Annotated in this window: 14 protein-coding genes; 6 read left to right on the top strand and 8 right to left on the bottom strand. The window is 74.3% G+C overall.

Annotation, left to right across the window (positions count from 1 at the left end):
• Positions 1 to 62: 62 nt before the first annotated feature.
• Both recG and ACQP2P_RS06890 read right to left on the bottom strand, forming a co-directional pair.
• Positions 63 to 2,270, bottom strand: coding sequence for an ATP-dependent DNA helicase RecG (gene recG / locus ACQP2P_RS06895; RefSeq protein ID WP_433619017.1), 2,208 nt, complete (start codon positions 2,268 to 2,270; stop codon positions 63 to 65).
• Positions 2,271 to 2,277: 7 nt separating this feature from the next.
• A complete protein-coding gene (locus ACQP2P_RS06890; protein ID WP_433614084.1) occupies positions 2,278 to 3,891 on the bottom strand; it encodes a DAK2 domain-containing protein in 1,614 nt (537 codons plus the stop codon).
• A 193-nt stretch (positions 3,892 to 4,084) separates the two neighbouring features.
• Between ACQP2P_RS06890 and rpmB the strand changes: the two genes are divergently transcribed.
• Positions 4,085 to 4,276: a 50S ribosomal protein L28 gene (gene rpmB / locus ACQP2P_RS06885; RefSeq protein WP_190249618.1), complete on the top strand. Its 192-nt coding sequence runs from the start codon at positions 4,085 to 4,087 to the stop codon at positions 4,274 to 4,276.
• 64 nt (positions 4,277 to 4,340) lie between these two features.
• On the opposite strand, the gene ACQP2P_RS06880 is transcribed toward rpmB, so the two are convergent.
• Together ACQP2P_RS06880 and ACQP2P_RS06875 are read right to left on the bottom strand one after the other, a co-directional pair.
• The gene (locus ACQP2P_RS06880) at positions 4,341 to 4,808 is read right to left on the bottom strand and encodes a GNAT family N-acetyltransferase (protein ID WP_433614083.1); all 468 of its coding nucleotides are present in this window, start codon (positions 4,806 to 4,808) and stop codon (positions 4,341 to 4,343) included.
• Between the two features lie 21 nt (positions 4,809 to 4,829).
• Entirely contained in the window at positions 4,830 to 5,792 is a 963-nt protein-coding gene (locus tag ACQP2P_RS06875; RefSeq protein ID WP_433614082.1) for a thiamine-phosphate kinase, read from the bottom strand.
• A 141-nt stretch (positions 5,793 to 5,933) separates the two neighbouring features.
• Between ACQP2P_RS06875 and ACQP2P_RS06870 the strand changes: the two genes are divergently transcribed.
• Both ACQP2P_RS06870 and ACQP2P_RS06865 read left to right on the top strand, forming a co-directional pair.
• Entirely contained in the window at positions 5,934 to 6,167 is a 234-nt protein-coding gene (locus ACQP2P_RS06870) for an Lrp/AsnC family transcriptional regulator (RefSeq protein WP_433057384.1), read from the top strand.
• A gap of 8 nt (positions 6,168 to 6,175) precedes the next feature.
• A complete protein-coding gene (locus ACQP2P_RS06865) occupies positions 6,176 to 6,709 on the top strand; it encodes a DUF3515 domain-containing protein (protein WP_433614081.1) in 534 nt (177 codons plus the stop codon).
• A gap of 93 nt (positions 6,710 to 6,802) precedes the next feature.
• Here the strand turns inward: ACQP2P_RS06865 and ACQP2P_RS06860 are convergent, their stop codons facing one another.
• The 3 genes from ACQP2P_RS06860 to ACQP2P_RS06850 all read right to left on the bottom strand — a co-directional run bounded on the left by ACQP2P_RS06860 (position 6,803) and on the right by ACQP2P_RS06850 (position 9,954).
• Complete coding sequence (locus ACQP2P_RS06860) at positions 6,803 to 7,939, bottom strand: cystathionine gamma-lyase (protein WP_433614080.1); 1,137 nt, start codon at positions 7,937 to 7,939, stop codon at positions 6,803 to 6,805.
• A gap of 204 nt (positions 7,940 to 8,143) precedes the next feature.
• Positions 8,144 to 9,175: an NAD(P)H-dependent glycerol-3-phosphate dehydrogenase gene (locus ACQP2P_RS06855; protein ID WP_433614079.1), complete on the bottom strand. Its 1,032-nt coding sequence runs from the start codon at positions 9,173 to 9,175 to the stop codon at positions 8,144 to 8,146.
• A complete protein-coding gene (locus ACQP2P_RS06850; RefSeq protein WP_433614078.1) occupies positions 9,172 to 9,954 on the bottom strand; it encodes a lysophospholipid acyltransferase family protein in 783 nt (260 codons plus the stop codon). Before ACQP2P_RS06850 ends, ACQP2P_RS06855 begins: the two co-directional genes overlap by 4 nt.
• 73 nt (positions 9,955 to 10,027) lie before the next feature.
• Here ACQP2P_RS06850 and ACQP2P_RS06845 point away from each other — a divergent pair, with 73 nt between their 5' ends.
• Entirely contained in the window at positions 10,028 to 10,918 is an 891-nt protein-coding gene (locus tag ACQP2P_RS06845) for a hypothetical protein (protein ID WP_433614077.1), read from the top strand.
• 5 nt (positions 10,919 to 10,923) lie between these two features.
• Entirely contained in the window at positions 10,924 to 11,121 is a 198-nt protein-coding gene (locus ACQP2P_RS06840) for a cold-shock protein (RefSeq protein WP_433614076.1), read from the top strand.
• Between the two features lie 373 nt (positions 11,122 to 11,494).
• On the opposite strand, the gene ACQP2P_RS06835 is transcribed toward ACQP2P_RS06840, so the two are convergent.
• Entirely contained in the window at positions 11,495 to 11,965 is a 471-nt protein-coding gene (locus tag ACQP2P_RS06835) for a hypothetical protein (RefSeq protein WP_433619599.1), read from the bottom strand.
• Between ACQP2P_RS06835 and ACQP2P_RS06830 the strand changes: the two genes are divergently transcribed.
• On the top strand, positions 11,964 to 14,267 hold the full coding sequence (locus ACQP2P_RS06830) for an RNA degradosome polyphosphate kinase (protein ID WP_433619016.1): 2,304 nt from the start codon (positions 11,964 to 11,966) through the stop codon (positions 14,265 to 14,267). The genes ACQP2P_RS06835 and ACQP2P_RS06830 overlap by 2 nt on opposite strands.
• Positions 14,268 to 14,285 lie beyond the last annotated feature (18 nt).

The raw sequence follows: 14,285 nt of genomic DNA, 5'->3' as shown, positions 1-14,285 counted from the left end.
GCGGTGACGTACGCCACTCCGCGCCGCGTCCTCGGCCCCCATCGTGCTCGATGTGATCCGCATCACCCCTTTTCGAGGTACTCGGCCCGCTCCTCGTCCACCAGCCGCGCGATCGTCGCGGCCAGCGCCGGATGCCGCTGCAGCTCCCGGTCCTGCGCGATCAGCTCCGCCGCCTCCGCGCGGGCCTCCCCGATCAGGTCCGCGTCGCGCAGGAGCGACAGCAGGCGCAGGTGCGAGCGGTGCCCGGACTGCGAGGCTCCGAGCACGTCGCCCTCGCGGCGCTGCTCCAGGTCGAGCTCGGCCAGCTTGAACCCGTCGGTGGTCGAGGCGACCGCGTCCAGGCGCGCCCGCGCGGGCGTGCCCTCGCCGGACTCGGTGACGAGCAGGCACAGGCCCGGCGCGCTGCCCCGGCCGACGCGTCCGCGCAACTGGTGCAGCTGGGAGACGCCGAAGCGGTCGGCGTCGAGAATCATCATCATCGTCGAGTTCGGCACGTCCACGCCGACCTCGATGACCGTGGTGGCGACGAGCACGTCGAGGCGGCCCTCGGAGAAGGTACGCATGATCGCGTCCTTCTCCTCGGCCGGCAGGCGACCGTGCAGGACCCCGATGCGCAGGCCGTGCAGCGGCCCCTCCTCCAGCTGCGGCGCGACGTCCAGCACCGCGACCGGCGGGCGGCGCCCGTCGTCGTTGGTGGGCGGCACGTCCTCGCCGTCGGACTTGGCGGCGTCGCCGATGCGCGGGCACACGATGTAGGCCTGGTGCCCCTTCGCCACCTCCTCGCGCAGCCGCCGCCAGCCCCGGTCCAGGAACGCGGGCTTCTCGGTGACGGGCACCACGTGCGAGGCGATCGGCGAGCGCCCGCGCGGCAGCTGGCTGAGCACCGAGGTCTCCAGGTCGCCGAAGACGGTCATCGCGACCGTGCGCGGGATCGGCGTCGCGGTCATGACGAGCACGTGCGGCGGCTGGTCGGCCTTGGTACGCAGGGCGTCGCGCTGCTCGACGCCGAAGCGGTGCTGCTCGTCGACGACGACGAGGCCCAGGTCGGCGAAGTCGACGCCCTCGTAGAGCAGGGCGTGGGTGCCGACGACGATCCCCGCGGTGCCGCTGCGCAGGTCCTCGAGCACCTTCCGCCGCGCGGCCGCGCCCAGGGACCCGGTCAGCAGGGTGACCCGGGTCGCCTCCGGCGCGGCGTCCAGCTCGCCGGCGCGGGCCATCGCGCCGAGCAGGTCGGTGACGTTGCGATGGTGCTGGACGGCCAGCACCTCGGTCGGGGCCAGCATCGCCGCCTGGCCGCCGGCGTCGACGACCTGGAGCATGGCGCGCAGGGCGCACAGCGTCTTGCCGGAGCCGACCTCGCCCTGCAGCAGGCGGTGCATCGGGTGGGCGCGCTCCAGGTCGGCCGCGATCTCGTCGCCGACGTCGCGCTGGCCCCGGGTCAGCTCGTACGGCAGGCCGGCGTCGAACGCCGCGAGCAGCCCGTCGGCGCGGCGCGGGCGCGGCACCGCCGGCCAGTCCTCGGCGCGCTTCTTGCGCTGGATCAGGGTCAGCTGGAGCGCGAACGCCTCGTCCCACTTCAGCCGCCTCCGCGCGACGGCGAGCGACTGCTGGGACTCGGGCCGGTGGATCTCGCGCAGCGCCTTGTCCAGGGAGCTCAGCCGCCGCGTCGCGCGCGTCGAGGCCGGCACCGGGTCGGGCGTCGGCGGCAGCACGTCGAGCACGGTGCGCACGGCCGCGGCGATGCGCCACGTGGGCACGCGCGCGGTCGCGGGGTACACGGGAATGATCGCCCCGGCGAACTCCTCGACCGCCTCCTCGCCCTCGCCCGCGTCGAGCAGGACGTAGTCGGGCTGGTTGAGCTGCAGCTTCTGGTTGAACCGGCCGACCTTGCCGGAGAAGAGGCCCCACCGGCCGGGGCGCAGCTGGTTCTCCCGCCACGGCTGGTTGAAGAACGTGACGCTGATCTCGCCGCCGCTGTCGTCGCCGATGACCGCCTCGACCAGCGAGCCCCGCTTGCCCCGGGTGTTGCCGCGCTGCTGCACGAACTGCCGGGAGTTGACGCGTTTGACCTGCCCGAACACGGTGACGTCGGTGTCGATCTCCAGCGCGCGGATGTCGGTGTGCTCGCCGCGCTCCTCGTACCGGCGCGGGAAGTGGTACACGAGGTCGCCCACCGTGTGCAGGTCGAGGTGCTCGGCGAGCAGCTTCGCGCCGTTGCCCCCGAGGACCTTCGACAGCGGTGTGCTCAGGTCGATGTCGGCCAACTCCAGCTTTCCTCTACTCGACGCCCACCAGGAGTGGGTAGTGCGGCTGGCCCCCTTCGTAGCACTGGACCTCCACGAACGGCCACGAGCCCTCGACATGGGCGCGCAGGGCCGCGCCGAGCCCCTCGGGCGCGTCGCGGCCGGCGATGAGCGTGACGAGCTCGCCGCCGCCGGCGAGCATCCGGTCCAGCAACCGGCAGGCGGTCTGCGGCAGGTCCTGGCCGATGAGGTTGACCTCACCGTCGACGATCGCGAGCACGTCGCCGGGCTGGCAGCGCCCGGCGACCGTCAGCGCCTCCCGCCCGGCGATGGTGACCTCGGCGGACCGGCACCGCGCGGCCGCCTCGGCCATGGCGATCACGTCGTCCTCGAAGCGCCGCGCCGGGTCGCGCACGGCCATGGCGGCGAGGGCCTGCACCGGCGAGCGGGTGGGCACCACGCCCGCGCGGACGCCGGCGGCGCGCGCCTCGCCCGCGGCGGCCGTGGCGACGGCCAGCACGTTCGCGTCGTTGGGCAGCACGACGACGCGCTCCGCCCCCGCGCGCACGATCGCGTCGAGGAGCTGACGCGTGGACGGGTTGCCGGTGAGCACCGTCGCCCCCTCGGCCGCGAGCAGCTCCGCGAGCTCGCGCCCGTTGCACACGACCACGACGGCGCGGTCGGGGTGCCCGTCGCCCTCGCCCGCCGGGGCGGCGGCGTCCGTGCGCGCCGCGATCTGGTCCTCGAAGCGGGTCACGGTGATCCGGCTCGGGCGCCCCGCGGCGATGCCGGCCTCGATCGCCGCCCCGACGTCGTTGACGTGCACGTGGACGTGCCACGTCGGCTCGTCGCCGACGATCACGAGGGAGTCGCCGAGCGCGGTGAGGGCGCCGCGCAGCGTCTCCACCGTGTCCGCGGGCGCCTCGAGCAGGTACTGCACCTCGTAGGCGAAGTCGGCCGACCCGGTCTCCCGTTCGGCGGTCGCGCCCGGGCGGCCACCGGCCGGTACGGCCGCCATGACCGGGCCGTCGGGCGGCTCGTCGCCGGTCAGGGTCTCCACCAGCGCGTCGAGCAGCACCACGAGGCCGCGCCCGCCCGCGTCGACGACCCCGGCCCGGGCCAGCGCCGGCAGCTGCTCGGGCGTCCGCGCGAGCGCCTCCCGCGCGCCCTGCGAGGCCGCCCGGGCCACGGCGACCACGCCCCCGCGCGCCGCGGCGGCGACGGCGGCCTTCGCGGCGGCGACCCCGACGGTCAGCACGGTGCCCTCGACCGGCGCGGCGACCGCGTCGTAGGCCCCGCGGGCCGCATCGTCGAGCGCTCCGGCCAGCACGGCGCCGGTCACCGGGGCCGCGCCCGCGCGCTCCAGGCCGGCCGCGAGCCCCTTGAAGAGCTGGGCCATGATGATCCCCGAGTTCCCGCGCGCGCCGAGCAGCGCGCCCCGGGCCGCGCCGCGCATGGTCTCGGCGGCCGTCGCGCCCACCGCCGCCTCGACGGCCGAGGACATCGTGAGCACCAGGTTGGTGCCGGTGTCGCCGTCCGGGACGGGGTACACGTTGAGCGCGTCGATCTCGGCCTGATGGCGCCGCAGCGCGGCCAGGCCACCGGCACACCACCGGCGGACGGCAGCGGCGTCCACACTGTCTGGCACGCGGCCGAGCCTAACGGTGAAGCCGGTCATTCCCCACCGATGCGGGCGCCGACTGGGCCGATTGGGTGTCGAGGGGTCGGATCAGGTAGCCTTACCGGGTTGCCCGCCGTTCACCCGGCCGGTGACGCCTGGAACGAGAGCCGCGGCGCGGGTCCGTTCCGCTCCGAGACTGCAATCAACCCAGGAGATCCCCGTGGCTAGCGTGTGCGACGTCTGCGGCAAGGGACCGGGCTTCGGCCACAACGTGTCCCACTCGCACCGGCGGACCAACCGCCGTTGGAACCCCAACATTCAGACGGTGCGCACCCCGGCCGGTGGCGGCACCACGCGGAAGGTGCAGGTCTGCACCTCCTGCCTCAAGGCCGGCAAGGTCGTCCGGGGCTGACCCCAGGCACCGCGAAAGGCCCCGTGACACGGTCACGGGGCCTTTCGTCGTGCCCGGGCCGGGGTCAGAGGTCCCGGCCGAACGAGCGGACCTCGGGGTAGCCCTTGTAGTGGCCGAAGTCCTCGATCCGCACGTATCCGCTGCGCTCGTACAGCCCGATCGCCTCCGGCTGCGCGGTGCCCGTCTCCAGCCACATCCGCTTGCGGCCCGCCGCCCGCGCGGCGTCCTCGACGGCACGCAGCAGCGCCTTGGCGATCCCGAGGCCGCGGAACTGCGGCGCGACGTACATGCGCTTGAGCTCGGCCGTCGTCTCGTCCTCGGCGAACGTGCGGAAGCCGACGCAGCCGGCCGGCACGTGGTCCACGTAGGCGACGAGGAACGCCCCCTCGGGCGGGTCGAACTCGACGGGCTCGACGGGGGTGGAGTCGCCCTCCCCGCCGTACCGCTCGCTCAGGTCCGCGAGCGCGGCGGTGGTCAGCTCGGACGCGACCCGCGCGCCGTAGCGGGTCATCCGGATGTCGATCTCGGTCACGAGCGCCGAGCCTACCGGCCCTTACCGGAAGTGATCCCAGCCCGGGGCCCCGCCCGTGTAGCGGCGACCGTCCACGGTCACGCCCTCACCCGCCGTGAACATGCTGGCCGTCACCACGGAGCCGACGACGAGCCACTCGTCGCCCAGCTCGACGCCGGGCGGGAAGGTGGCCGCCAGCGCGTGGTCGTCGCCGCCGGCGAGCAGCCAGCCGTACGGGTCGACGCCCAGCGCCGTCGCGGCGGCGTGCATGGCCTCGGGCACCGTGAACGCGTCGCGGCGCACGTCGATGCCGACGCCGCTGGCCGTGGCGATGTGGCCGAGATCGGCCAGCAGCCCGTCGGAGATGTCGATCATGGACGTCGCGCCCATCCGCGCGGCGACGGGGCCGAGGTGGTACGGCACGTCGGGGCGCCGGTGCGCGTCGACGAGCAGCTTCGGCGAGCGGAAGCCACGGGAGAGGATCGTGTACCCCGCCGCGGCGTGCCCGATCCGCCCCGCGACGGCCACCACGTCGCCGGGGTGCGCGCCCGAGCGCAGGACCGGCGCCTGCCCGTCCAGGTCCCCGAGCGCCGTCACCGCGATGGTCAGCGTCGGGCTGGACGACGTGTCCCCGCCCACGACCGTCGCGCCGGTCTTCGCCGCCTCCGCGGCCAGGCCGTCGGCGAGCTCCTCGGCCCACGAGATCTGCAGGTTCGCCGGGGCGCACAGGGCCACCAGGAGGGCCGTGGGCCGGGCCCCCATGGCCGCGATGTCGGCGAGGTTGGCCGCGGCCGCGCGGTGCCCTACATCACGCGCGCTGGACCAGTCGCGGCGGAAGTGGCGCCCGTCCACGAGCACGTCGGTGCTCGCGACGACGCGCGCGTCCGGGGTCGCGACGATCGCCGCGTCGTCCCCCGGTCCGAGCTGCACCAAGGGCGACGCCGCCCCGAGCCGGGCCGTCACCCGTGAGATGAGCCCGAACTCTCCGGCGGTTGCTACGGTCACCCGTCCTCCAAGCTGATGCTCGATAGTGTCGCCGACGCCGCGTGTCATGGCATGATCACGCACGGCGGTTGATTGCCGATTCCATTCTTGCGGTAGGTTGACGCCTGATCAGCGTGCGGACGGCAGGGAGGGAGTCGTGTCGTGGTACAGGCATACATCCTGATCCAAACAGAGGTCGGCAAGGCCCGTGACGTGGCCACGGCCATTCAGGGGCTCAACGGGGTGGTCCGCGTCGACGCGGTCACCGGGCCGTACGACGTCGTGGTCCTCACCGAGGCCCGCAACATCGACGAACTGGGTCAGCTCATCGTCTCGAAGGTCCAGCTGGTGCCGGGCATCACGCGCACGGTCACCTGCTCGGTGGTGCACTTGTAGTGCCGAGCGTGACGAGCCCGGACGCGCCCGCGCGCCCCGCGCCGAGCCCGGCGAAGCTCGCGACCTTCGCCGCACTGCCCCTGGCGCTGATCGCGGGCCTCGTCGCGTTCTGGGTCCTGGGCGGCTTCCCGTCGGCCCCCAGCACCGCACCGGTCTCCGCTGAGGCGCCCCGGCTCGACTCTTCCCCGGCCGCGGTGTGCCGCGCGCTGGTGTCCCGGCTGCCCGAGGACCTCGGCGGCCTGCACCGTCGCCAGGTGACCGCCGGCAGCGAGCAGAACGCCGCGTTCGGCGACCCGGCGATCGTCCTGTCGTGCGGCGGTGCCGCCCCGGCGGTTCCGCCAAACCCGCAGCTGCTGGGACTGTCGGACGTATGTTGGTACGCGGACGAGCAGTCCGGGCGGACGGTCTGGCACACCGTCGACCGCCAGGTCCCGCTCCAGGTGGTGGTTCCGAAGGGCGCCGAAGGCTCGTGGCTGGTGAATCTTTCACCGGCGATCGTGGCCACCGTTCCGTCCGCGCCGGCCGGCGACCTGCACTGCTGAGTCCGGCGGCGACCGGTACCCGGACGGCGCCCTGCGCAGCAACCTCCACCTCGCCTGACCGCACCGCTGCCACGAGCACGCCGCGCGGTGGCGTCAGCCCAGCGCGGCGTCCAGTGCCCGGCGCACGTCGGCGACCAGGTCCTCGGTGTCCTCGACCCCGCACGAGAAGCGCACGAGCCCCTCGGGCGCGTCGTCGCCCCACTGCGCCCGCCGGTCCGCCGAGGAGTGCAGGCCGCCGAACGACGTCGCCGCGAACACCAGCTCGGACGCGTCCAGGAAGCGCTCGACGGCCGCCTTGTCGGCCAGCACGAACGTCACGACGCCCGGGATGCGGCGCATCTGCCGGGCCGCCGCCTCGAACGCGGGGTCGCCCGGGCGCCCGGGCCACCGCACGGACGCGACCGCCGGGTGCCCGGCCAGCAGCTCCGTCACCGCCGCGGCGTTGGTCGTCTGGCGGCTCAGGCGCAGGTCGAGCGTCCCGAGCGAGCGGTGCGCGAGCCACGCCTCGAACGCGCCCGGGATGCCGCCCGTCCGCGCGCGCCACGTGCGGATCGACTCGACCAGCTGCGGGTCGCGGGCGCAGACGTAGCCGAGCAGCATGTCGGAGTGCCCGGTCAGCGCCTTGGTGGCCGAGGCGACCGAGAAGTCCGCGCCGTGGTCGAGCGGCCGCTGCCCGAGGGGCGTCGGCGTGGTGTTGTCGACCGCGACGAGGCCGCCGCCGGCGTGCGCCCGCGCGGCGAGCCCGGCGATGTCGCACACGTCGAGCCCCGGGTTCGAGGGCGTCTCGAGCAGCAGCAGCCGCACGTCGTCCAGCGCCGGGTACGGTCCCGCCGTCGGCATCGTCCGCACCTCGATCCCGCGCCCGGGCAGGTGCTCGCCGGCGAAGGCGCGGGTCAGGAAGTAGCCGTCGGAGGGCAGCACGACGGTCTCACCCGCGCGCAGCGTGGCCAGCAGGACCGCGGTGACGGCCGCCATGCCGGAGGCGAAGACGACGCACTCGCCGCCCTCGAGGTCCCCGATCGCCTTCTCCAGGTTTCGGTACGTCCGGTTGTCCGACCGCCCGTATCCGTCCACGCCCGGCTTGGGGCCCGCGACCGGATCGAGGTGATACGGCGCCACGAACACCGGCGACGGCAGGAACGGCTCCCCCACGACGGCCGCCGGCACCCCGGCGTGCACGACCCGCGTCCCGTCCCCGCGCCCGGGCGTACCGCTCTCGCTAGCGTCCACGCTGCTGTCCCCCTTCATCAGGCGTCTCACTCCCCCACGCTCGCTCCGCACGCGCGCCGCCACCCGCCTCCGCGCGGAGGCGTTGCCGCCCTCGCTGCCCTCGCCGCGCGGAGGCGCCGTCGCCGTGCGGGGGCATCGTCGCCCTCGCCCCGCGGAGGCGCCGCCGACCGGGGCGGGCAGGTGCTCGGGTGCGGGCGAGCCGCGTCACTGACCGGTCGACGGGACGCCCGGGCGCTCCGGCTTCGTCTCGCGGGCCATCAGCGCCGCCAGGGCCTTGAGCGGGTCGACGCCCTCGTGGCAGACCTGCTCGACCTGCTCGGTGATGGGCATCTCCACGCCGACGCTGTGCGCGAGGTCGCGGATCGACTTGCAGCTCTTGACGCCCTCGGCGGTCTGGCGGGTCGCGGCCTGCGCCTGCTCCAGGGTCTCGCCGCGGCCGAGGCGCTCGCCGAACGTCCGGTTGCGCGACAGGGGCGACGAGCACGTCGCGATGAGGTCGCCCAGGCCGGCGAGGCCCGCGAACGTCATCGGGTTGGCGCCGAGCGCCGCGCCCAGGCGGGCGGTCTCGGCCAGGCCGCGCGTGATCAGGGTCGCCTTGGTGTTGTCGCCGAACCCGAGCGCGGAGGCCATCCCGTAGGCCAGCGCGATCGCGTTCTTCACGGCGCCGCCGAGCTCGCAGCCGACGACGTCGTCGTTGGTGTACGGCCGCAGGTAGCGCGTGCTGATCGCCCGCTGGACGAGCTCCGCGCGGCGGATGTCCCGGCAGGCCACCACGGTGCCCGCGATCTGCTCGGCGGCGATCTCCGGGGCCAGGTTCGGCCCGGTGACGACGGCGACCCGCTCCGGCTCCACGTCGGCGACCTCGACGATCACCTCGCTCATGCGCTTGAGGGTGTCGAGCTCGATACCCTTCATGAGGCTCACCAGCGTCGCGTCCGCGCGAATGGTGCCGCGCCACGCGGAGAGATTGACGCGCAGAGTCTGCGACGGTACCGCCAGCACGACCAGATCCGCCCCGTCGACCGCCTCGAACGCGTCGGAGGTGGCCGTGACCGCGCCCGGGAGCCACGTCCCGGGCAGGTAGTCGGGGTTGTGGTGCTCGTCGCGGATGGCGGCGACGAGCTCGGGCCGGCGCGCCCAGACGGTGACGGAGGGCGTGCCGGCGTCGGCGAGCACCTTGGCGAACGCCGTGCCCCAGGAACCCGCCCCGAGGACGGCCGCGCGCTGGATGCTCATGCCGTCTGCTCTTCGGGGCGCTGGGCGGGCCGCGGCTCTTCCGGGAGCTGGGCGGATCGCCGCTCGTCAGCGCCCGGGGCGGAGCGCTTCGGGGTCCACAGCGGCGGCGGGGTGCCGCCGCGGATCTCCACCAGCATGTCGCGCAGGTGCAGCATGATGTGGTCGGTGATCTGGTTCAGCGTCTGGGCCGTCGGCGGCGCGCCCGACCAGGCCGACAGGTCGATCGGCGGGCCGGTGACGACGGTGACCTTCGCGCGCGGGAACAGCTTGAGCTTCTTCGTCCGGGGGTCGTAGATCTGCTCCGGGCCCCACATGACGATCGGGATCATCGGGGCGCCGGTGTCCAGCCACAGCCGCGCCGCGCCGGTCTTGCCGCGCATGGGCCACAGGTCCGGCTCCCGCGTCGTGGTGCCCTCGGGGTAGATGACCACGGCCTCGCCCGCGCGGACGCCCGCCCGCGCGGCCTCGAGCGCCTTCACGGCGTCGGTGGTGCCGCGGCGCACCGGGATCTGGTGGACGGCCTTGAGCAGGTAGCCCAGCACCGGCACCTCGAACAGGCTGGACTTGGCCAGGAACGACGGCCACCGCCCGGCGTCGAAGATGTAGTGCGCGACGGCCAGCGGGTCCGCGTGGGAGATGTGGTTCACGACGATGATCACCCCGCCGTCGCCCGGGATGTGCTCCATCCCCCGCCAGGTGCGGCGGGTCAGCACCTGGATCGCGGGCTTGACGGTCATGACGGCGAAACGCCGCCAGAAGCCGAGCCTCCGGCGCACCATCTCACCCTCCCCTCACGGTTCTGCTGCGAATCATGCCACTGCCAGGCGCCCGGTGGCCGTGTCAGGATGGCTCATGCATTGCCACGGCCAGCCGACGACCCATGCGACGGCGCCCGAGCGGGTGGCCGCGTGGGTCGCGGTGGTCCCGGTCAAGCCGCTGCGAGCGGCCAAGACGCGCCTGCGGGGCGCCGTGCCCGAGGCCGTCCACCCCGATCTCGTCCTCGCCATGGCACGCGACACGGTAGCCGCCGCGCTCGCCTGCCGCGTCGTCGCCCGCGTCGTGGTCATCTGCGACGACCCGGCGGTGTGCGCGGAGCTGACCGACCTCGGAGCATTCTGCCTGCCCGACGCGCCCGCGGCGGGCCTGAACGCGGCGCTCGCCTACGGGGCCCAGGCCTCCTGGCCGACCGATCCGGTTGGCGTCGGCGCGGACGCGCAGGTCGGCCGGCCGGAGCCGGGCGCTCGCGGGGACCGGTTCCCGGAGGCGCGGGAGCCCGGCACCGATGCGGCGGGGCGCATAGATGCCGGCTTGGACGGTCGCTCGGACACCAGCTCGGACGGCCGCTCGGGCAGGGGCCCGGACGGTCGCCCGGGCAGCGGCTCGGATGAGGCCGGGGACGTGGGGCGGAGGCTGGGCGTGGTCGCGCTGACCGCCGATCTGCCCGCGATGCGGCCCGAGGATCTCGAGTCGGCGCTGGTCGCGGCCGCGCGGGCCGGGCGGCGGGCGTTCGTGCCGGACCTGGAGGGCACCGGGACGGTGCTGCTCGCGGCGCCGGCCGGGGAGGCGCTCGCGCCGCACTTCGGGCCCGGGTCCGCGGCGGCGCACCTGCGCTCGGGCGCGGTACGGCTCGATGGAGCCTGGCCGAGCCTGCGCCGCGACGTCGACACCGCGGCCGATCTCGATGCCGCGGCGCGACTGGGGCTCGGCACACATACCGGACAAGTTCTCTGCACGGTAGCGTGATCGGTATGCAGGGCACGGTCGCGACGTTCGATGACGCGAGTCGCACCGGGACGGTGCTGCTCGACGACGGGGTCGAGGTGCGCTTCCCGGCCGCGGCGTTCGACGCGTCCGGGCTGCGTCATCTGCGGCTGGGCCAGCGGGTGCGGCTCGACCACGACGATGTGGGCACGATCACGAAGGTCACGCTGCCCACGCTTCCGTAGGGGTCGGGCAGCGCGAAGTCTCGCCGGGCCGGCGGGCGCGACGATGTGGGCACGATCACGAACATCTCGCGGTCAACGTCCCGTCGAGGCCAGGCAGCGGGAAGTTCATGTTCAGACCGGCACAAACGGGCCATGATGATCCGGTGGACGAGAGCCCAACCGGTCGAAGCCGCCCGCGCAGCGCCGCCCTGCGGCCCGAACCGGAGAGTGCGCCGCCCAAGACGACGAGGCCCGCTGGGGACGGGGCTCCGGCCCGGGCTCGTCGGGCCACCAAGGCCGCGCGCCCGGCGCCGGCCGACGAAGCCACGGTGAGCGAGGTCACGGTGAACGAGGCCACGACGGAGTCGGCGAAGGCGTCCGAGCGGGTGCCGACTCAGAAGTCCCCGACGAAGGCGCCGGTGACCAAGCCGGCCGAGGCCGCCCGGGCCGAACCCGCTCCCACCGAACCCGCGGCTCCCACCCGGGCCGCAGCCCCCACCAAGCCCGCGGCTCCCACCCCGGCCGCAGCCCCCGCCGAGGCCGCCGCGGCGACCGAATCTGCTGTGGTCGAGCTGGGCACGAGCGCGACGAAGCCGGCCGCCACCGCGCGCCCGGCCGCCCGGCCTGCGGCGGCCGCGAAGGCAACGACTCCGGCCCGGCCTGCGGCCACCGCCAAGGTCACGAGCGCGACCACGAAGCAAGCGCCTGTCGTGGCCAACGGAGCGGCCCCGGTCAAGCCGCCGACCACCTCGGCCGCGATCAAGCCGGCAGCCGCCGCCACGAACGCAGCCGCCTCCACCAAGCCGGCGACCACCGCCGCCGAGAGCACCGCCGCCGAGAGCACCGCGGACGGCACCGCTGCCATGCCGGCGAGCGACGGACCGCCAGCGGCCACCGCGAAGCCGGTAGGGAGCGCCGCACAGGGCACGAGCCGGCCCGGGGCAGGCGCGGGTGAGCCTGCGGCGGCTCAGGACGGTGCGGCGGCTCAGGACGGTCAGCGGGCGAACGAGACGGGCGCGGACGCGATCGAGGGGGACGCGACCGCGCGCGACCGGGATGCCGTCACGGCGTGGTTCGGGTCCGAAGGGAGCGCTGTGCAGGTACCGGAGGAAGAAAAGCCGCTGCCGGAGGACCGGTATCTCAACCGTGAGCTGTCGTGGCTGGACTTCAACGCCCGGGTGCTGACCCTCGCCGAGGACCCCGCGACGCCGCTGCTGGAGCGGGCCAAGTTCCTGGCCATCTTCGCCAGCAACCTCGACGAGTTCTACATGGTGCGCGTCGCCGGGCTGAAGCGGCGGCTGCAGACCGGCCTGCCGGTGCGCCGGCCCCCGGGCTTCCTGCCGCCGACGGAGCAGCTCGAGCAGATCGCCGAGCGCACCACGGGGCTGATGGCGCGCCAGTCGCGGGTCTTCGCCGAGGAGATCGCGCCCGCGATGGCGGCCGAGAACATCCACATCGTGCGCTGGACGGAGCTGGACCCGGCCGAGCGCGAGCGGATGCGCGCCTCGTTCCGCGAGCAGATCTTCCCGGTGCTCACGCCGCTGGCGGTCGACCCCGCGCACCCGTTCCCGTACATCTCCGGTCTGTCGCTGAACCTCGCCGTCGTGGTGCGCGAGAAGGACGGCGGCCCCGAGCTGTTCGCGCGGATCAAGGTGCCCAACAACGTGCCGCGGTTCTTCGCCCTGCACGCCGCGCGCGACGGGGCGCGGGTGATGCGGTTCCTGCCGGTCGAGGAGCTCATCGCGGCGCACCTCGGCCAGCTGTTCTCGGGCATGCAGGTGGTCGAGCACCACCTGTTCCGCGTCACACGCAACGCCGAGGTCGAGCTCGACGAGGACCGCGACGAGGATCTGCTGCAGGCGCTGGAGCGCGAGCTCGCGCGGAGGCGCTTCGGGCCGCCGGTGCGGCTGGAGGTCGCGGCGTCCATCTCCGACCACGTCCTCGAGCTGCTCGTCCGCGAGCTCGACATGGACTCCCACGACGTGCTGCGCGTGCCCGGGTGGCTGGACCTGACCGCGCTGTGGGAGGTCTACAACGGCGTCGATCGCCCGGATCTCAAGGACCCGCCGTTCGTACCGGCGACGCACCCCCACTTCGCCGAGGGCGAGACGCCGCGCAGCGTCTTCGCGCGGCTGCGCGACCACGACATCCTGGTGCATCACCCGTACCACTCGTTCTCCACGAGCGTGCAGCGCTTCATCGAGCAGGCCGCGGCCGACCCGAACGTGCTGGCGATCAAGCTGACGCTGTACCGCACCAGCGGCGACTCCCCCATCGTCGACGCGCTCGTCGACGCGGCCGAGGCCGGCAAGCAGGTCGTGGTGCTGGTCGAGGTCAAGGCGCGCTTCGACGAGAAGGCGAACATCGGCTGGGCGCGGACGCTGGAGCGGGCCGGCTGCCACGTGGTGTACGGCCTCGTGGGCCTCAAGACGCACACGAAGACGGCCCTCGTGGTGCGCCAGGAGGGCAACCACATCCGCCGCTACTGCCACATCGGCACCGGCAACTACCACCCGAAGACGGCGCGGCTCTACGAGGACTACGGGCTGCTGACGGCCGACCCCGAGGTGGGCGCCGACCTGACCGACCTGTTCAACGTGCTCACCGGTTACAGCCGCCAGACGTCGTACCGCCGCCTGCTGGTCGCCCCGCACGGCGTGCGCCGGGGCATCATCCAGCGGATCGAGCGCGAGGTCGCGTACGGCGCCGACGGGCTCGTCCAGATCAAGGTGAACTCGCTGGTCGACGAGGAGGTCATCGACGCGCTGTACCGGGCGAGCCGCGCGGGGACGCGTGTGGACCTGATCGTGCGCGGCATCTGCGCGCTGCGCCCGGGCGTGCCGGACCTGTCGGAGAACATCCGGGTCCGCTCGGTCCTGGGCCGGTTCCTCGAGCACTCGCGGGTGTTCCGGTTCGGCCACGGCGCCCGCGCGGAGTACTGGATCGGCTCGGCCGACCTGATGCACCGCAACCTGGACCGCCGCGTGGAGGCGTTGGTCCAGGTGACCGACCCGGCCGCGATGGACGAGCTGCACCGGGTGCTGAGCCTGATGATGAGCGACGACACCGGCGCCTTCGAGCTCTCGGGCAACGGCGAGTGGCACCGGCGGCCGGGCAAGAATCCGCAGGAGGCGCTGCTGCGCCGCATCGTCGACCGGGTGGAGTGAGCCCGGCGGCCGGGCAGG

The organism is Dactylosporangium sp. CA-139114 (assembly GCF_050955725.1).
In the GTDB taxonomy this organism is placed as follows: Bacteria; Actinomycetota; Actinomycetes; order Mycobacteriales; family Micromonosporaceae; genus Dactylosporangium.
This window is presented reverse-complemented; position numbering and strand designations above follow the sequence as displayed.